The organism is Miniimonas sp. S16 (assembly GCF_057748195.1).
In genome coordinates this window covers 64154-81621 of the sequence record NZ_CM173242.1, presented here as the reverse complement: position 1 = coordinate 81621, position 17468 = coordinate 64154, and the positions used below count along the sequence as shown (strand labels likewise).

General features: G+C 69.8%; 16 protein-coding genes. 15 read left to right on the top strand and 1 reads right to left on the bottom strand.

The window, feature by feature from the left end; translation table 11 throughout:
- The first annotated feature begins 2 nt into the window (after positions 1–2).
- Genes AC3AQ1_RS00370 through AC3AQ1_RS00360 form a run of 3 tightly spaced genes read left to right on the top strand, consistent with a single transcriptional unit; the run spans position 3 to position 5088 of the window.
- A complete protein-coding gene (locus tag AC3AQ1_RS00370) occupies positions 3–995 on the top strand; it encodes a F510_1955 family glycosylhydrolase (RefSeq protein WP_199916493.1) in 993 nt (330 codons plus the stop codon).
- Positions 996–1024: 29 nt separating this feature from the next.
- A complete protein-coding gene (locus AC3AQ1_RS00365; protein ID WP_234417602.1) occupies positions 1025–3541 on the top strand; it encodes a heavy metal translocating P-type ATPase in 2517 nt (838 codons plus the stop codon).
- Between the two features lie 44 nt (positions 3542–3585).
- Positions 3586–5088, top strand: coding sequence for a multicopper oxidase family protein (locus AC3AQ1_RS00360; protein WP_108717363.1), 1503 nt, complete (start codon positions 3586–3588; stop codon positions 5086–5088).
- Between the two features lie 180 nt (positions 5089–5268).
- Here AC3AQ1_RS00360 and AC3AQ1_RS00355 read toward each other — a convergent pair.
- Positions 5269–6533 (bottom strand): IS3 family transposase gene (locus AC3AQ1_RS00355; RefSeq protein ID WP_108717362.1). Its coding sequence is split into 2 segments (ribosomal slippage): positions 5269–6182 and positions 6182–6533, totalling 1266 coding nucleotides; the frame shifts between segments, so codons are not numbered across the junction.
- Between AC3AQ1_RS00355 and AC3AQ1_RS00350 the strand changes: the two genes are divergently transcribed.
- From AC3AQ1_RS00350 to AC3AQ1_RS00295, 12 genes are all read left to right on the top strand, one after another.
- Complete coding sequence (locus AC3AQ1_RS00350; RefSeq protein WP_108717361.1) at positions 6532–6756, top strand: DUF6112 family protein; 225 nt, start codon at positions 6532–6534, stop codon at positions 6754–6756. The two genes, AC3AQ1_RS00355 and AC3AQ1_RS00350, sit on opposite strands and share 2 nt — an antisense overlap.
- 127 nt (positions 6757–6883) lie before the next feature.
- Positions 6884–7153, top strand: a complete 270-nt coding sequence (locus AC3AQ1_RS00345; RefSeq protein WP_108717360.1) for a DUF6112 family protein — start codon at positions 6884–6886, stop codon at positions 7151–7153.
- Between the two features lie 31 nt (positions 7154–7184).
- Positions 7185–8516 carry a conjugal transfer protein TrbL gene (locus AC3AQ1_RS00340; RefSeq protein WP_108717359.1) on the top strand — a complete coding sequence of 444 codons (1332 nt, stop codon included), beginning with the start codon at positions 7185–7187 and terminating at the stop codon, positions 8514–8516.
- A 6-nt stretch (positions 8517–8522) separates the two neighbouring features.
- Positions 8523–10028: an SCO6880 family protein gene (locus tag AC3AQ1_RS00335; RefSeq protein ID WP_108717358.1), complete on the top strand. Its 1506-nt coding sequence runs from the start codon at positions 8523–8525 to the stop codon at positions 10026–10028.
- An 11-nt stretch (positions 10029–10039) separates the two neighbouring features.
- Complete coding sequence (locus AC3AQ1_RS00330; RefSeq protein ID WP_108717357.1) at positions 10040–10831, top strand: hypothetical protein; 792 nt, start codon at positions 10040–10042, stop codon at positions 10829–10831.
- 42 nt (positions 10832–10873) lie between these two features.
- The gene (locus AC3AQ1_RS00325; RefSeq protein WP_108717356.1) at positions 10874–11335 is read left to right on the top strand and encodes a hypothetical protein; all 462 of its coding nucleotides are present in this window, start codon (positions 10874–10876) and stop codon (positions 11333–11335) included.
- A complete protein-coding gene (locus AC3AQ1_RS00320; RefSeq protein ID WP_108717355.1) occupies positions 11332–12816 on the top strand; it encodes an ATP-binding protein in 1485 nt (494 codons plus the stop codon). Before AC3AQ1_RS00325 ends, AC3AQ1_RS00320 begins: the two co-directional genes overlap by 4 nt.
- Before the next feature lie 66 nt (positions 12817–12882).
- Complete coding sequence (locus AC3AQ1_RS00315) at positions 12883–13395, top strand: hypothetical protein (protein WP_108717354.1); 513 nt, start codon at positions 12883–12885, stop codon at positions 13393–13395.
- 53 nt (positions 13396–13448) lie between these two features.
- On the top strand, positions 13449–15170 hold the full coding sequence (locus AC3AQ1_RS00310; RefSeq protein ID WP_108719854.1) for a type IV secretory system conjugative DNA transfer family protein: 1722 nt from the start codon (positions 13449–13451) through the stop codon (positions 15168–15170).
- Between the two features lie 79 nt (positions 15171–15249).
- Positions 15250–15837 (top strand): hypothetical protein, encoded by a 588-nt coding sequence (locus AC3AQ1_RS00305; RefSeq protein ID WP_108717353.1) that lies wholly within the window; start codon positions 15250–15252, stop codon positions 15835–15837.
- Positions 15834–16049 (top strand): helix-turn-helix transcriptional regulator, encoded by a 216-nt coding sequence (locus AC3AQ1_RS00300; protein WP_108717352.1) that lies wholly within the window; start codon positions 15834–15836, stop codon positions 16047–16049. Before AC3AQ1_RS00305 ends, AC3AQ1_RS00300 begins: the two co-directional genes overlap by 4 nt.
- Positions 16033–17262 carry a tyrosine-type recombinase/integrase gene (locus AC3AQ1_RS00295; protein ID WP_108717351.1) on the top strand — a complete coding sequence of 410 codons (1230 nt, stop codon included), beginning with the start codon at positions 16033–16035 and terminating at the stop codon, positions 17260–17262. The genes AC3AQ1_RS00300 and AC3AQ1_RS00295 overlap by 17 nt, the downstream gene beginning before the upstream one ends.
- Positions 17263–17468: the final 206 nt, after the last annotated feature.

Below are 17468 nucleotides of genomic sequence, written 5' to 3'. Positions count from 1 at the left end.
CCATGGTGCGGGCTCCCACCGTCCTGCCGCTGCTCTTGACACCGGTCTCCCCGTTTTCGCGGCCGGTTCCTTCTGCCGACCTACCGGCGGCCTCTGTCGTCGTCCTGCTCTCCCGAAAGGCCCGTTTGATGTTCTCTCGTCTCCGTTCCTCGCCTCGCCGCGCGCTCGCCGCGCTCGCCGCCGCCGTGGCTGCTGTCACTGTCCTGGCTGGCTGCGGCGCCTCGTCCGCACCGTCCTCCTCGGCGCAGACTCCGGTCGAGTTCGGGCACATCCACGCGGTGGTGCCCGAGGCCGATGCCACGATCCTGGTCGGCACGCACACCGGTCTGTACCGCGTCGATGCCGAAGGCTCCGTGGAAGGCCCGTTGGGTGGCTACGACTTTGACCTGATGGGCCTGACCGTCACCGACGGCATGCTGATCGCCTCCGGGCATCCCGGCCTGGACACGCCGTCGGAGTTGGGGTCACCGAATCTCGGCATCATCCGCAGCGAGGACGGCGGGCGGAGCTGGGAACCGGTCGCGTTCACGGGCGAGGAGGACTTCCACATCCTGACCGCCGGTCCCGATGGGCAGGTGTACGGGATCGGGTCGAGCAGTCCCGCGGTACAGATCAGCGGCGACTCCGGCAGCACCTGGACTGCTGGCAGCGAGGTGACCGCCGCTGATCTTGCGGTCACCGCAGACGGCGTGATCTATGCGGCCACCCAAAGCGGGCTGTTCGCCAGCCAGGACGACGCGGCCACCTTCGGACTGGTCGCTGATGCACCCACGCTGTACCTGCTCGATGCGGCCGGAGACGAGCTGGTCGGTATCGATACCGATGGGCAGCTCTGGCGGCGCAGCGGCCAAGCCGCCTGGACACCGATCGGCACCGCCCAGGGGACCGTCGCCGCCCTCGGTCTTGCCCCGTCCGGTGTCGTCTACGTCGTGGACGACCGCGGCATCGTCGCGCTCGACGGCGACCAGGCCACCACCATCCTGCCCGCCCTGTAGGGCTGGGCCGAACAGTCATAGGAAACGCCATGAACAAGAAGATGAACACCGTCGTCCTACAGGTGGCCGGTCTGCATTGGGCCTCCTCCTCACAGCTCGCCGAGAAGACCCTGGGGCGACGGCCCGGAGTGGTCGCCGTCGAGGTCAACCCGGTCGCGCAGACCGCCAATGTCACCTACGACCCCGACGCCACGACGGTCCAGCAGCTCCGCGCATGGGTCACCGAGTGCGGATTCCACTGTGCCGGACAGTCCGTGCCGCAACACATCTGCCACCCCAGCGACGAGCCGCACGCCTCGCATTCGACGGGTCCTCACTCCCACCACGACAGCGCGCCACAGCACCACCACGGAGCAACCGGTGACACCGAGCACGACCACTCCGCCCATGCCGGCCACGACATGGCGCCGGCCTCGCCAGGGCCGGCTCACGCGCATGGCGACTCGGCACCGGCGACCGCGCAGGAGGTGATGGGGCACGGCGGCCACCACGGCGGCATGTCGATGGACGCAATGATCCGTGACATGCGCAACCGTTTCCTGGTCGCGCTGATCCTGTCCATCCCGATCACCTTGTGGTCTCCGATCGGCCGCGAGGTCATCGGGTTCACCGTCCCGGCACCGTTCGGGCTGCGCGACGACGTGTTCTCGCTGATCTTGTCGCTGCCGGTGATCTTCTACGCAGCCTGGATCTTCTTCGACGGCGCCTACCGGGCACTGCGCGCGAAGACGCTGGACATGATGGTGCTGGTCGCGGTCGGTGTCGGCGCGGGCTGGCTCTACAGCCTCGCCATCACCCTGACCGGCGGCGGTGAGGTGTTCTACGAGGCCGCCAGCGTGCTCGCCACCTTCGTGCTGCTCGGCCACTGGGTGGAGATGCGCGCCCGCGGCGGCGCGAACGACGCCATCCGCCGGCTGCTGGAACTCGCACCGGCCCGCGCGGTGGTGATCCGCGACGGCAACGAGGTCGAAATCCCCACCGCCGAGGTCGTTCCCGGTGATCTGCTGCTCGTCCGGCCCGGCGCGAAGGTCCCGACCGATGGGGAGGTCATAGACGGCACGTCGGAGGTCGATGAGTCAATGGTCACCGGCGAATCGATGCCAGTCGAGAAGACCCCCGGCTCAGCGGTGATCGGCGCGACGGTGAACACGGTCGGCACGCTTCGGGTCAGGGCGACGAAGGTCGGTGCCGACACGGCGCTGGCGCAGATCGTGAAACTGGTGCAGGAAGCGCAGAACTCCAAGGCTCCCGGTCAGCGGCTCGCGGACCGAGCAGCATTCTGGCTGGTGCTGGTCGCCCTGATCGGCGGCAGCCTCACGTTCCTGGTCTGGTTCCTCGCCGGAGCGGATGTGCCGATGGCGATCCTGTTCGCGATCACCGTGGTCGTCATCACCTGCCCCGACGCGCTCGGCCTCGCCACCCCGACCGCGATCATGGTCGGTACCGGGCTGGGCGCCAAACGCGGGGTGCTGTTCAAGAACGCCACCGGCATCGAGACCGCCGCCCGGATCGACACCGTGGTGTTCGACAAGACCGGCACCCTCACCAAGGGCGAGCCCGAAGTCACCGACTATCTCGCGGTCGGCACCGACGACTTGGACCTGCTGTCCTTCGTCGTGGCCGCCGAACGAGAATCCGAGCACCCGCTGGCGAAAGCGATCGTCGCCTACGCCGACGCCCGCGACATCCCACGCCGCACCGCGACCGCGTTCCGCAACATCACCGGGCAAGGCGCGATCGCCACCGTCGACGGGCATCGGGTCGTGCTCGGCAACACCCGGCTGATGGTCCAGGAAAGGATCGACACCAGCCAGATCGACGCCGCACGCGAAGCCCTTGCGGCGAGCGGGCGCACCGCGATCATGTTCGCCGTCGACGGCACCATCGGCGGAGTCATCGCATTGGCCGACGCACCCCGCGAGACCGCGAAAGCCGCGATCGACGCCCTCCACGAGACCGGTGTCGAAGCCGTCATGCTCACCGGCGACAACCAGCCCACCGCGCAACGGATCGCCTCCCTGCTGGGCATCGACACCGTAATCGCCGACGTGCTGCCCGAAGACAAGTCCGCCAAGATCACGGAGCTGCAAGCGGCCGGGAAAAAGGTCGCGATGGTCGGCGATGGCGTCAACGACGCCCCCGCTCTCGCCCAAGCCGACCTCGGCATCGCGATCGGCGCCGGCACCGACGTCGCGATCGAAACCGCCGACGTGGTGCTGATGCGCTCCGACCCGCTCGACGTTCCCGTCGCGCTGCGGATCGGCAAGGGCACCCTGCGCAAGATGCGGCAAAACCTCGGCTGGGCCATCGGCTACAACGCCATCGCGCTGCCCATCGCCGCCGGCGTGTTCTACCCGGCGTTCGGGATCATGCTGTCCCCGGAAATCGCGGCGATCAGCATGTCCGGCTCCAGCGTCATCGTCGCAGTCAATGCCCTGCTCCTCAAACGACTCCGCCTTCCCGACCAAGCACCCGCACCAGGCAGCGCCACCGCGAGCGAGCCGGCCGGGCCGGTGGAGCCTTCCCCGAACGGAGCACTCCGATGAGCCCGGCCAGCCAGCTCCCCATCCGTCATGATGCCGGCCTCGGCATGGAGCGGCTGTGGAGCAGACGCGCGTTCCTCGGCCTCGGACTCGGCGTGGGCGCGGCGGCGACACTCGCGCTCGCCGGCTGCACCTCCTCCGCCGCCTGGGTGAACCCGGACAGCGCCGCCGTACGAGACCGCGAACGGCAACGCGGCGGCACCGGAAAGACCACCGCAGTCACCCTCACCGCCGCATCGGCCAGCCTGGACCTCGCCGGCACCACGGCACAGACCTTCGCCTACGGCGCCGTACCCGCCCCGATCATCCGCCTCAGCGCCGGCGACACCCTCAAAGCGACCATCCGCAACCAGCTCCCCGTCGAGACCTCCGTGCACTGGCACGGGCTCGCGCTGCGCAACGACATGGACGGCGTGCCACCGCTCACCCAGCAACCCATCGCCGCCGGTAGCAGCTTCGACTACGAGTTCATCGCGCCCGATCCCGGCACCTACTGGTTCCACCCCCACGTCGGCGCGCAGCTCGACAGCGGACTGTACGGGGCGCTCATCGTCGAGGACCCGAACGAGCCCCTGGCCTACGACGACGAGTGGGTCATCGTCTTAGACGACTGGCTCGACGGCGTCACCGCCACCCCCGACGAAGTTCTCGCTGAGCTGTCACGCGGGATGGGTGATATGGGCGGGATGGACGACATGTCCATGCGGATGGGCAACACCCTCATGGGCGCCACCTCCGACCTACTCGGCGGCGACGCCGGAGACGTCTACTACCCGCACTACCTCATCAACGGCAAACCCGCCGCCGACCCGGCCCAGTTCACCGGCACACCGGGCAGCCGAGTGCGGATACGACTCATCAACGCCGGCGGGGACACCGCCTTTCGATTCGCGGTCGGCGGGCACCGCCTCACCGTCACCCACACCGACGGGTTCCCCGTCGAACCCGTCGAGGTGGACAGCGTTCTGCTCGGCATGGGTGAACGCTACGACCTTCTCGTCACCCTCGGCGACGGCGCGTTCCCGCTCGTCGCGCTGGCCGAAGGCAAACGCGAACGCGCCGTCGCCGTAGTGCGCACCGGTGTCGGCAACACACCGCCGCAGGACGCGGTGCTCTCCGAGCTGGACACGGCCCGTGTCGCGACTGCCGCGATCCTCACCGCCGCGACCGATGTCGCTCTCGACACCAAGACCCCTGACCGGGAGGTCACGCTGACGCTCACCGGCTCAATGGCCGACTACGACTGGGGCATCAACAACAAGCGGTTCGACCCGACCCAGCCGCTGCGCGACGCGCACGCGGTCCGGGCCGGTGAGCGAGTGCGCCTCCGCATGGTCAACGAGACCGAGATGTGGCATCCCTTCCACCTACACGGGCACACCTACCAGCACTCAGACGGTGGGCCACGCAAAGACACTTCGATCATCCTGCCGAAGCAGACCCTCACCGTGGATTTCGACGCCGACAACCCCGGCCAATGGGCCGCACACTGTCACAACATCTACCACGCCGAAACCGGCATGATGACCGTCATCGGCTACCAGACCTGACGCACGTCGTACGAATCGTCGGGCACGGGCGACAGTCTCCACCGGTTGATCTTGAACGCGCGATGGCACGGTCATGGTGAACGGATCAACGCCAGGGCCAGGCATGACAGCCTACGCACCTTTGTTGGCCCGCACCCGTACCATTGGGCCCTACCCCCGGATGTTGGACACGGGGTGTGATTACGCGGCGGTCGGCAGCGTAGCGGCCCGGCGGGCCTCGTAGGTGGACGGGGACAGGTAGCCGCACCAGGTGTGACGGCGGCGGGTGTTGTAGCGCACGAGCCAGTGGAAGACCTGCCGGCGGCAGGTCGGCTCGTCACTCCAGCATGCGGCGTCCTGGAGGACCTCGCGCTTCATCGTGGCGTTGAACGACTCCGCCAAGGCGTTGTCGGCCGAGGACCCGACGGCACCCATCGACTGGGTGACACCGAGCTTGCGGCACAGCTTGGCGTAGTCCTTCGAGCAGTAGACCGACCCGTGGTCGCTGTGGAAGATCGCACCCTTGAGGCTGCCCCGGGTCGCGGCGGCAGCCTTGAGCGCGTCTTCGACGAGCTCGGTGCGCATGTGGTCGGCGATCGCCCACCCGGCGAGTCGTCGGCTGTAGCAGTCGATGACGCTCGCCAGGTACAGGTTCGTGCCATCGGCCAGCGGCAGGTAGGTGATGTCCCCGACGTAGCGCTCATTGGGGCGCTCGGCGGTGAAGTCGCGCCTGAGCAGGTCGGGGTACTTCTGTCCCGACGGCTCGGGGATCGTGGTCCGCACCCGGCGCTTCTTCACGTAGCCGCGGATGCCCTCAAGCCGCATCACTCGAGCGACGCGCTTGTGGTTGACCCGCTCACCGGCAGCCGTGTTGTCGTTGAGCTCGGCGGTGATCCGGGGCGCTCCGCAGGTGTTGTCCTCGGCGTGCACGGCCCTGATCCGCTCCGCCAGCTCGGCGTCCGCAGCTGCTCTGGCTTCTCGGGCCGGGGCTGCCTTGAGCCAGGCGTAGTAGGACGAGCGCTCGATCTCCACGAGCTCGCACAGTCGCTTCACCTCGAAGGTGGCAGAGTTGTCGGCGACGAACTGGAAGCGACTCACCAGCGCGTCTCCCCGGCGAAATACTTGGCCGCCCGCTGGAGGATCTCCCGCTCGGTGGTCAGCTTGGTGGTCTCGTTCTCGAGCTCGTCGACCCTCGCTTCGAGTCGGGCGATCTTCTGCTCCGGGGTCTCACCGGCCGGCGCCGACGAGCTCGCGGACGAGGGCTTCTTGGACTGCAGTGGGCTAGAGGTCAGTGTCCCGTCAGCGGCGGTCTTCTTGCCGGTCCCGTAGACCTCGAGCCAGTGCCGCAGCGTGCCGCGCACGATGCCGAGGTCCTCGGCGATGCCGCCGACCGTGGCGCCCGGGGTGGACTCGTACAAGTCGACGGCCTGACGACGGAACTCCTCCGAGTAGTTCTTCCTGGCCATGATTCTCGGATCATCTCGCTTCCCCAGCACCAGGTGCCGGATTCAGCGTGTCCAAGATCCGGGGTCAGGCCCCGTCTGCTGGGCGTTCGGCGCGTCGCACGGCAACCCCGCCCTCGCCTCCAAAGGCCGGGTCGGGGTGCTCGTCGGCATCGGCGCCGCCGCACTCGCCGGCGCGGGGGTTGCGTGGGTGAACTGGCTCATCGCCCTCGGCAACCAGCTCTGACCCGCACCGAGTGAAGGCCCGCCTGCGGGCGGGCCTTTCCCGTGCCTTCACCCGATCGCCGGAGTCCAGTCGCTCTCCGGCCTACCTCGCCGCCACAAGCCATCCGTTCAGCGAGGGAGTAACCGCCGTGATCGACATCGACCCCAACAGCAACGGCCTTCCGGGCATCGAACAGCTCCGCACCATCGTCGGCGCCGTGATGACGGTCGGCCTGATCCTGTCCGTGCTCGCGCTGATCGTGAGCGCGATCGTGTGGGCCTACGGCGCCAACAGCTCGAACCCGCACCTCTCGGGCAGGGGCAAGCTGGGCGTCCTCATCTCCTGCGGTGCCGCGGTGATCTGTGGCGCGGCGGTGACGCTCGTGAACTTCTTCTGGAACGTCGGCCAGGGCGTCTGAGCCGGCCCGCCACCACAGCAGGAGATTCGTGATGGGTGTCTGCGACGTTCCCGTGATCTCGACCGTCTGCGATGTGGCCGGCGAGGCCGCCGCGACGGTCGTGGCCGCCCCGTTCGACTGGCTCGCGCAGGCGATGGGCGGCGCGGCCGGCTGGCTGATCGAGGCGATGTGGTCGGTGTTCGACACGACCACGCTGGTCGATGTCCAGACGGACGGGTTCACCAGCGTCTACAACCTGATCTTCGGCATCGGGGTCTTCCTCGTCCTGATCTTCTTCTGCCTGCAACTCATCACCGGGCTGATACGCCGAGACCCGACCGCGCTGTCCCGCGCCGCGCTCGGCGCGGCGAAATCGGTGCTGGGTGCGTTCGTGGTCGTCACGCTGACTGCGCTCGCGCTGGAGATCGTGGACCAGCTCTGCATCGGCATCATCCAGGCGTCCGGCGAGACCACCGGGACGATGGGCGACAAGATCATCCTGCTCGCCGCCGGACTGACCGGCATCAACATCACCGCTCCCGGCGTCGGCGCGATCGTGACGATCTTCCTGGCCGGGCTGATGATCGCCGCCGTCGCGATCGTCTGGTCCTCGCTGTTGATCCGCAAGGCACTGCTGCTGGTCGGCGTGGTGCTGGCTCCCATCGCGTTCGCCGGCGCGTCCTGGGACGCGACCAAAGGGTGGATCGGGAAATGGGCGGCGTTCGTGATCGCCCTCATCATCAGCAAGCTCGTGCTCGTCGTCATCTTCCTGCTGGCGATCACGCAGATGGCCACCCCGATCGAGCTGGACATCGCCGCGGTCACCGAACCGATCACCGGCATCGTCCTCTTGGGCATCGCCGCGTTCGCGCCGTACATGGTCTACCGCTTCGTGTCGTTCGTGGGCTTCGACCTGTACCAGCAGATGGGCACCGAGCAGGAGGCCAAGAACGCCCTCAACCGCCCGGTCCCGATCCCGTCCAAGCCCCAAGGCGGAGGCGAGCCCAAGCAGGTTCTCGAAGACCCCAATGGCGGCGGGTCGGACGCAGGATCAGGTGGCACGTCTCCGCCGTCGCCCGCCCCGGCGCAGGCACCTGCCGTGGCCGGCAGCGAAACCGTGGGCGCTGAGGCCGGCGCTTCGGCGGCGGGCGCGGGACCGGCGGCAGCCGTCGTGGTCGGAGCGAAGGTCGCCAAGGATGCCGCCGAGGCCGGGCCGAAGGCCGGGCACGCGCTGGCCGGTCAGGCCGAGACCGCCGCGGACGCCGCGAGCGGGCAGAACGGCGGCACCCCGCCGCCGTCGCAGACACCGCCGCCGTCCACGCCGCAGCCGCGGACTCCCACCGAGCCGCCCAACCCCACAGCATCGCCATCGGGCAAGGAGTGACCGGCCATGCCCGCCGCGGAACAGAAGACACCCGGTAGCGAGCTGACGCCGATGAAGTTCAGCCGGCTCACCCGCCGCGGGGTGCTGCTCGGCCTCTCGGTCTCTCAGCTCGTCACCCTCGGCATCGGCGGCCTGGCGCTGCTGGCCGCGTTCTACGGCGGTGCCGGGATGCTGCTGGCCTACACCGCCCCTGTCTGGGTGCTCGCCGTCGTGCTGACCGGGGTGCCGGTCGCCGGGAGGCCGATGGTCGAATGGCTCCCGGTCGCCTGCTGGTGGCTGTGGCGCTCCACCGGCGGGCAACTGCTCTACCGGCGTCGGATCGTCAAGCCCCGCCCGGCCGGGAACCTCGCGCTGCCCGGCGACATGGCCCGGCTGCGGGAGCACCTGGACCCCGAGACCGGCGCGTGCATGATCCACGACCCCCGCCAGGCGACCTTGACGGTCGTGACGGAAGTGACGCATCCGGCCTTCATCTTGCTGGACCCCGGCGAGCAGGAGCGCCGGGTCACCTCCTGGGGTCGGGTGCTCGCCACGGTCTGCCGTTCCGGGAGGATCGCGACCCTGCAAGTGCTGGAACGGACCCTGCCGGACTCCGGTAGCGGGCTGGCCGAGTGGTGGGCGGAGCACGGCACCGACGACGGCTCCTGGGCGGCGACCACCTACCGCGAGCTGATCGAGCGGGCCGGCCCCGCCGGGGAACGGCACGCCACGACGGTCAGCCTCTCGCTGGACATGAAGGTCGCCGCCCGGCAGATCAGGACCGCCGGCGGCGGCATCCGTGGTGCCGCCGCAGTGCTCCGTCAAGAGATGGCGACGCTCGTCGCCGCGCTGCGGTCTGCGGACCTGACCCCCTCGGGGTGGCTCGGCCCCGGTCAGGTCGCGGTCATCCTCCGCTCGGCGTATGACCCGGCCGTGGCCGCGACCTTGGAGCGCCACGGGCGGCTCGGGCAGGAACTCGCCGCCGCCGGCCCGGTCGCGGTCACCGAGACCTGGGGCAACCTGCGCACCGACTCCGCGTGGCACACCGTGCTGTGGGTCTCGGAGTGGCCCCGCAGCCTCGTCTATCCGGGGTTCCTCGCGCCGGTGCTGCTCTCGACCGGCATCCAACGGTCGGTGTCGCTGATCTACACCCCGATGCGCTCGGACCAGGCGGCCCGCGACATCCGCAAGAAGAAGGTCGAACACATCTCGGATGCGGCCCAGCGCGCCCGGATCGGCCAGATCGAGGACGCCGCCCAGACCGCCGAGTACCAAGACGTGCTGCAACAGGAAGCCGACCTGACCGCCGGCCACGGCGTGCTGCGCGTCTCCGGCCTCATCTCCGTCTCCGCCCCCAGCATCGACGAGCTGGAAGCCGCGGTCGCCGCGATCGAACAAGCCGCGATCCAAGCCTCCTGCGAGACCCGAAGGCTCGTCGGCCAGCAAGCGGTCGCGTTCACGGCGGCCGCGCTGCCGCTGTGCCGCACGGTGTGCAACGGCGCGCTCACCTGGCAGGCATCCCACCCTCGTTGAAGGAGCCCGTGATGCCCACGTTCACCAACCCGACCAGCGACGCCGACGACGCCTCCGAGGCGCTGCGCGGCCTCGCCCACGCCACCCGCACCTTCGAGAACCCGGCCGACACCTACCCGGTGATCGGAGACCTGCTGGCCGGGCTGCGATCGCTGCGGCAGGTCATGGATCAGCTCGCTACCGTCCACCTGGCCCATCAGCAACGGGTGACCGACGACGACCACAACCCGACCGCCGGTGCCACTGCGGCGCTGGCGGCAGCCGACGAGCTGCACCAGGCCGCCACCCTCATCGACCAGACCCACGACCGCCTCAACGACGCAATGGCGCACTCCGGGCGGATCGTGTGGAATCCCGAGGACCGGCTAGTGGAGCGGTGGATCGGGGTCGTGTTCCTCCAAGGCAACGAGGCCGACACGGTGCTCGACCTCATCGACAACGAGGGCGTCGAGGCCGGGATCGACCATCTGTCCGCTTGGGATTGGGGCAACGAGACCACCGAGGCGGCGATGGAGAACGGCGACGTTCACGACACCGCGCCGGTCTATGCCGGGGACCGGCAGGCCGAGACGGGCGACTACGCGATGACCTACAACGTGCAGGCCGGGCACGTCGCGCTCTACCGAAGGCACCTCATCCGCGCCAAAGACGCCATCGACCCGGCCGCGGAAGCGCACGTCCCCGCCCGGCACTCAACTCCCGCCCGCGAGACGACGGGTCGACGTAGCACCGTGCGCGAAGGTGGCTGGTTCGAGCATCCTGGCGTCGCCGCGGTGAAGCAAGCCCGCAGCCTGTCGATGTAGGTCGCGTGCACTCCGGGACGGGCGGACGAGCACCTGGCAGCCATGAACGCCAAAGAGCCCGCCCATCCCACGACCACGCAAGCCGGCGCACTCGTGCTCACGGTCTGGCCCGATACGCCATTGGGCGAGCACCAGAGGTACGCCTATCGCATCGAGGATTCCGCGACCGGGCAGGTGCTCGAAGGCCGGGACCTGTTCACCGGGGTCGGCGCCGCTGTCACCCCGGACCGGGCGATGCGTGACCTCGCCGCGTACCTGAGCGCGGCCGGCGACGCCCGCCAGTACGCCATCGACAACCCCGGCGGCAGGCCCGAGCATGAGGGGCTGTTCCCTGTGTGGACCGCCGAGGCAGCCCGTCAGAACGCCGACGCGCTGACTCTGCTGGCCGAGGAAGAACCGCCTGCTGACCGGCCGCCGCCACGATCGCGCACCGCGCCAGAGTCGTCATGGTTCGACCGTTCCGCCGGCGGCTGGGTCTCCGGGACACGAGGACGGTCGTTGTGAGCCGGGGCGAGAAGCTGCATACCGCTGTCCTCGTCGCCCCCGCATCGGAGCGGCGCCGGCTGCGCAAGCAGCGGCGGCAAGCGGCCGCCCGGCTCGTCGCCGAGCAACGCCAGGTCGAGAAGGAAGCGGCCCAGGCCAAGGCCGCCGCCGAACGGGCCGAACGCCGCGCCACGGTCTATCTCCCCGCCGCGGGCGAGCCCGGCCCGGCGGCGCTGAGGACGCCGGGCCGGTTCCGGGTGCCCCGGCATCAGGACACCAGCGCGGTGCTCGCTGGGCAGTACCCGTTCCTGGCCGAAGCCGGGCTCGGAGCCGCGGGAATCTTCATCGGCCAAGACCTCTACAGCGGCTCGTCGTTCGTGTACGACCCGTGGGAGTTGTACCGCAGGGGCATCATCACCGCGCCGAATCTGATCTTGGCCGGGATCGTCGGCTCCGGGAAATCGTCGCTCGCCAAGAGCCTCTACACCCGCAGCCTGCCCTTCGGATACAGGGTCTATGTCCCCGGCGACCCCAAGGGCGAGCACTCCGGGGTCGCGGAAGCAGTCGGCGGGAAAGCGATCATCCTCGGACACGGGATGGGCAACAGGCTCAACCCACTCGATGAGGGCTACCGGCCCGGTGGTCTGTCCGACCAGGAGTGGGCCACCACCCTCGCCGCGCGGCGCCGCGATCTGCTCGGAGCCTTGACGGAGACGGTGCTGGATCGACGGTTGGCGCCGTTGGAACACACCGCGAACGACACCGCCCTGGCCGGGGCGGTGCGGGACGCCGACGTGCCGATCCTGCCGATGGTGGTCGAGCGGCTGCTGCGCCCCGACCCTGCCGACGACCCGGACGGCCGGCTCACCGAGGACGGCCGTCAGGTCGGCCACGCGCTGCGCCGGTTGGTGGCCGGGGACTTGGCCGGTCTGTTCGACGGGCCGAGCACGGTCAGGTTCGACCCGTCGTTGCCGATGGTCAGTCTCGATCTTTCGCGCGTCACGGAGAACAGCACGCTGATTTCGGTGCTGATGACCTGCTCGTCGGCATGGATGGAAGCTGCCCTGCTCGACCCCCACGGCGGCCGCAGATGGGTCATCTATGACGAGGCATGGCGGCTTATGTCCCACCCGGCGCTGCTGCGGAGGATGGATGCGCACTGGCGGCTGGCGAGGCACTACGGGCTGGCGAATCTGCTCGTGTTCCACAAGTTGACCGACTTGGAGAACGTCGGCGATGCGGGGTCGGCGAACCGGGCGCTGGCGAACAGCCTGCTGGCGAACGCGGAGACGAGGATCGTCTACCGGCAGGAGACCGATCAGCTCGGCCCCACCGCCCTCGCGCTCGGGCTGACCGGCACCGAACGCCGCCTGCTGCCTGGCCTCGGCACCGGGCAAGGGCTCTGGCGGATCAAGGACCGGGCGTTCGTGGTGCAGCACCAGCTCCACCCCGCCGAGCTGGCCGCGTTCGACACCACCGCCCGCATGACCGGAAACCCGTAAGTTCACGAATCCTGACCGGAACCGCGCGGCCCATGCGCGTAGTCGGGCTCGGGCTCACCTCGCGGCATGAGGAAACCCGAGCCTGAGCCCGTCCCGGTCTCCATCCCGCTGGTCGTGCTCGACGTGCACGAGGACGGCACCGTGACCGTCACCGTCGACGGGAAACGGCTGGACCCCGAACCTTTCGCGCCGCCGTGGCGACGATCCTCGTTCGGGCAGATCATCGACCGCGCCACGAACGATCGGACGACACCGGCCAGGGTCGAGGTCCGCGAGGCGGACGGCACGATCTTCACCGACATCATCGCCGCGCGTCGCCGGCGTTCCCGCCCCGAGCCCGAACCGGAACCGAAGGCGCCGGCCGGGCCGGCGTTCCACACCGTCGAGGGCGCGGGGTTCGTTCCCGGCGAGGACGTGGCGGTCGCCGTCGTCACCGGGCACACCGACGCCGCCCACACCGGCACCGCGCGCGCCCTCATCGACCCGGCCGGGGTCGGCGTCGATCAGACCGGCGGGGTCATCGAGGTCATCCTGTTCGGCCGGGTCTCCGGGACCGCGATCATCCGGCGCCTGCCGTGAACGAGCAGGGCCGGCAGACCGGCTCGTTCGGAGACGAGCTGACCAACGCCGCCATGATCGGGCTGGTCGTCCTGTTCGGCGTCGCGCTGATCCTGCGCGCCGCTGGATCGGTGGCCGCGTTCCTGACCGGCACACCGCAGCCGGCCGGCGATGCCGCCTCCGGGGTCGGAGTGCTGTTCCGCCCCGGTGATCCCGGCTCGGCGCTCGACGCGGACGGCCTGAACCCGGTCGTCTACTGGCTCGCGGCCGGGGTGCTGCTCGCCGGCCTCGTCACCGGCGGCCTATGGGCGTGGCTGCGTCTGCGCCGCCACACCCACCGGATCGAGACCGATCCGCGCCGCATGGCCGGGATCGCCACCCGGCACGAGGTCGCCGCCGCGGCGTCTGACAGGGCGCTGCTGCGCCGCGCGGGAAGCCTGCGCCCCGACCTGAGCGACCCGAAGCCGCAGGACGTGGGCTACCGGCTCGGCACCTCCAAGGGCACCGGCGTGTGGGCGTCGGTCGAGGACTCGATCATGGTCATCGGCCCGCCGCGCTCCGGGAAGGGCCTGCATCTGGTGATCCCGGCGATCCTCGATGCCCCCGGTGCCGTCGTCGTCACGTCGACCAGGCCGGACAACCTCACCGCGACCATGCGTACACGCCGCAGGATCGGCCCTGTCGCGATCTTCGACCCCCAGCACTTGGCCGAGGGTCTGCCCGCCGGTCTGCGCTGGTCACCGATCCGGGGCTGTGAGTCACCGCAGACGGCGATGATCCGCGCCACCGGGCTTGCCGCCGGCACCGGCCTGTCCGCGGGCGGTGTCGATGGCGGAGGCTTCTGGGAGGGCAAGACGCGGGCGGCGCTCCAAGCCCTGCTGCACGCGGCGGCGATCGACAACCGGCCGCCCGCCGAACTGTTCCGGTGGACTCTCGATCCGATCGCGGCCGCTGACGCGGTGGCGATCCTGACCGGCTCCACCCAGGCCGCGACCGGATGGGCCGAGTCCCTGGAAGCGATGATCGACTCCGACCCCCGCACCCTCGACTCGATCTGGCAGGGCGTCTCCCTGGCTCTCGGCTCGCTGGCCGACCCGCGTGTGCTCGACGCCGTATCACCCGGCCCCGGCGAGGGCTTCGACCCCGAGGCGTTCATCCGCGACCGCGGCACGTTGTTCCTGCTGGCAACCGGCTCCGGTGCCGGAGCCAGCGCCGCGCTGGTCGCCGCGCTCGTGGAAGACCTCATCGAGACCGCCCGCCGCCTGGCCGCACGATCGGCCGGTGCCCGGCTCGATCCGCCGATGCTGCTCGCGCTCGATGAGATAGCCAACCTCTCGCCGCTCCCCAGCCTGCCGACGCTGATGGCCGAAGGCGGCGGGTCGGGGATCACGACGATGCCGGTGCTCCAATCGCTCGCGCAGGCGCGGGACAAGTGGAACGAGCACCAGGCGAACGCGATCTGGGACGCCTCGATCGTCAAGGTGATCCTCGGCGGGGCTTCCAACAGCCGGGACCTGCAAGACCTGAGCGCCCTGGTCGGGGAACGCGACGAATACACCGACTCCGTGACGCTGGGCGACCACGGCACCCGCTCCAACCAGCGGTCCGTGCGCCGGGTGCCGATCTTCCCGCCCGACAAGATCAGGCGCCTCCCGTTCGGGACCGGGATCGTGCTGCTGCGCTCCGCACCACCGATCGTCACCGACCTGCACCCCTGGCCCAAGCGGCCCGACGCCGGCCAGCTCACGGCCGACCGCACCGAGATCGAAGCCCTGCTGCGCCGCTCTGACACCTGAACGCCGGTCGCGGCAAGGAGCACCTGCCCGCCACAACCGCCCGGCACCACCGGGGCCGGAGAGCAGACAGGAGCCCAGCATGTCCGACGAACCTCACGGCGACGCCACGACGAACGACGTTCCCGACTCGGATGTTGACGAGATGGACGACGACGGCTACGACGAGCCGCTTATCGCCGAGCCACCGCACCCGATCAACTGGAACCTGCTGAGTGCCGAGGACGCCGAGGCCGAGTGGCTGGAACTCAACCGCTGGGTGGACTGGCTGCGCCACACCTACGGGCTCCCCGCCTCCGTGATCCCGCCCGCCTGGCACATGCACCCCGAGCTGCTGTGGGAGCTGAGCGCGCTGCACCTTCACTGGCTCTGCGCCTACGACCCCGACCAGAACGGCAGCGCACCGCTCGGCTGGCACCGCGACTTCGCCGACGCCCGCCAGCGGCTCCGCGAATGGGTCGCCGCCTGCGGCACCCGACTCGACCACGACCGCCCCACCAGACAGACCGTCTGGCCCGGCGAGGAACCCGGCGACCTAATCGAGGACATCCCGATCACCGACCGCGACGCCGAGTTCGTGGAGTTCGTCATGGCCGACGTCCAAGCCCGCCGCGACGCCGAGGAAGCCTTCTACCGCCTTCTCGACCCCGACACCGGAGAACTGTCGTGAGCGACAAGACCGAGGCAGTGGTCGTCTCGCCGCTGCTGGACAGCCGCGAGGTCGCCGCGTACTTGAAGGTCTCGGAATCCACCCTGTCGCGGTGGCGGTCCGCGAGCACGGGGCCGCCGTTCCTGCGCCTCGGCGGGATCGCCCGGTACCGGCTCGATGCCGTGGACCGCTGGCTGGGCGAGCTGGAACACGACCATGCCCCGGAGAGCTGAGCCGCAGCCGACCGCCGAGCCGAAGCCGGTCCCGCCGATCGGCGTGAAGGTCTCCACGGACATGGAGCGCCGCTCCTACGGCATTCGCGCCCGCGCCCGGTGGACCGACCCGACCACCAAGCGCCGCGTGATCCGCTCGGAGATCGTGCGGGACGAAGCCGCCGCACACGCGTTCTTCGACCAGCTCCGCAACTCCTCGACCAAGGGCATGGACGTGTCCATGACGCTGCTGGAGTTCGTCACCTCCATCGGCGACCGGTGGGCGCGGGGCCTGGACCCGACCTCGACGGGCGAGACCTACGGGTATGGGCTGAAACTGCGGGTGCTGCCCGCGCTCGGGCACCTGCCGGTCACCCAGATCACCGCCGGCATCATCGACCGCACCATTGACGAGTGGGAACAGCGCCACGGCGCCTCGACCATCAAGAACACCATCGCGCCGCTCGTGCGGGTGCTCGATGAAGCCGTGCGGGACGGGCTGATCCAGATCAACCCCGCGAAGAACCGCGCCCAGCGGAGCCTGAACCGCAACGCCTTCCGCGGGCAGGCGGCCGAACACGCCTACCCACGGGCGCACGCGATCCCGGACATGAAGACCCTCAACCGCCTCGCGCGCGCATGCGGGAAGGTGCACCAGTCCTACAGCGACTTCGTGATGCTCGCCGCGCTGCTCGCGGCCCGGTCCTCGGAGGTGTCCGGGTTGCAGGTCGGGGACGTGGACTTCGATAAGAACCTCGTGGTGATCCGCAGGCAGGTGTTCCCCGGCAAGGGCGGACTGGTCACCAAGCCGACCAAGAGCCGCAAGGAACGCCGCGTGCCGATCCTGGAACCGCTCCGTCCAGTGCTGGAACGCCTCACCGCAGGCAAGGAGCCCGAGGACTCGCTGCTGGTCGGGCCGAAAGGCGGCTACCTCACCACCGCGACCGTCCGCGACGCCACCAACTGGGACGGCATCGTGGCGAAGCTCGGACTGCCCGACCTCACCCGGCACGGGCTGCGCCACACCGGGGCGACCTGGATGGCCGACGCAGGCATCCCGCTGCACGTCCTCCAAGACATCCTCGGGCACGCCTCGATGGAGACCACCCGCGGCTACCTGCACCCCGGCGACCGCCACCTCGCCTCCGCCGCAGAGCAGGCCAACGCCTTCCTCTCCGCCGCCGGACAGCGCAAGCACGCCCGGCGCAGCAGCCCCGTGACCAGGAGCCTGTGATGCGCTCCGATCCCTTCGGGAGTGCTCCCGGAAGCGTTCTGGTCCCCTTTTGGTCCCCTTATCCACAGGAGCCGGGTTCGAGGCGCCCCGTTCGTCCACAGGCGACCGCCCGCGAGAGCGCCGGGGGGACCAGAGGGGGACCACAGAAAACGACCCCCGGACACGAAGAAGCCCAGGCGAGAAACCTACTCTCACCTGGGCCTTAA

What these genes read in the sequence shown, in the direction of transcription:
- AC3AQ1_RS00360 (WP_108717363.1), top strand. Translation starts at nt 3,586, where the DNA reads ATGGAGCGGCTGTGGAGCAGACGCGCGTTCCTCGGCCTCGGACTCGGC.
- AC3AQ1_RS00305 (WP_108717353.1), top strand. Translation starts at nt 15,250, where the DNA reads ATGTCCGACGAACCTCACGGCGACGCCACGACGAACGACGTTCCCGAC.
- AC3AQ1_RS00365 (WP_234417602.1), top strand. Translation starts at nt 1,025, where the DNA reads ATGAACAAGAAGATGAACACCGTCGTCCTACAGGTGGCCGGTCTGCAT.
- AC3AQ1_RS00310 (WP_108719854.1), top strand. Translation starts at nt 13,449, where the DNA reads ATGATCGGGCTGGTCGTCCTGTTCGGCGTCGCGCTGATCCTGCGCGCC.
- AC3AQ1_RS00325 (WP_108717356.1), top strand. Translation starts at nt 10,874, where the DNA reads ATGAACGCCAAAGAGCCCGCCCATCCCACGACCACGCAAGCCGGCGCA.
- AC3AQ1_RS00350 (WP_108717361.1), top strand. Translation starts at nt 6,532, where the DNA reads ATGATTCTCGGATCATCTCGCTTCCCCAGCACCAGGTGCCGGATTCAG.
- AC3AQ1_RS00340 (WP_108717359.1), top strand. Translation starts at nt 7,185, where the DNA reads ATGGGTGTCTGCGACGTTCCCGTGATCTCGACCGTCTGCGATGTGGCC.
- AC3AQ1_RS00370 (WP_199916493.1), top strand. Translation starts at nt 3, where the DNA reads ATGGTGCGGGCTCCCACCGTCCTGCCGCTGCTCTTGACACCGGTCTCC.
- AC3AQ1_RS00295 (WP_108717351.1), top strand. Translation starts at nt 16,033, where the DNA reads ATGCCCCGGAGAGCTGAGCCGCAGCCGACCGCCGAGCCGAAGCCGGTC.
- AC3AQ1_RS00315 (WP_108717354.1), top strand. Translation starts at nt 12,883, where the DNA reads ATGAGGAAACCCGAGCCTGAGCCCGTCCCGGTCTCCATCCCGCTGGTC.
- AC3AQ1_RS00330 (WP_108717357.1), top strand. Translation starts at nt 10,040, where the DNA reads ATGCCCACGTTCACCAACCCGACCAGCGACGCCGACGACGCCTCCGAG.
- AC3AQ1_RS00335 (WP_108717358.1), top strand. Translation starts at nt 8,523, where the DNA reads ATGCCCGCCGCGGAACAGAAGACACCCGGTAGCGAGCTGACGCCGATG.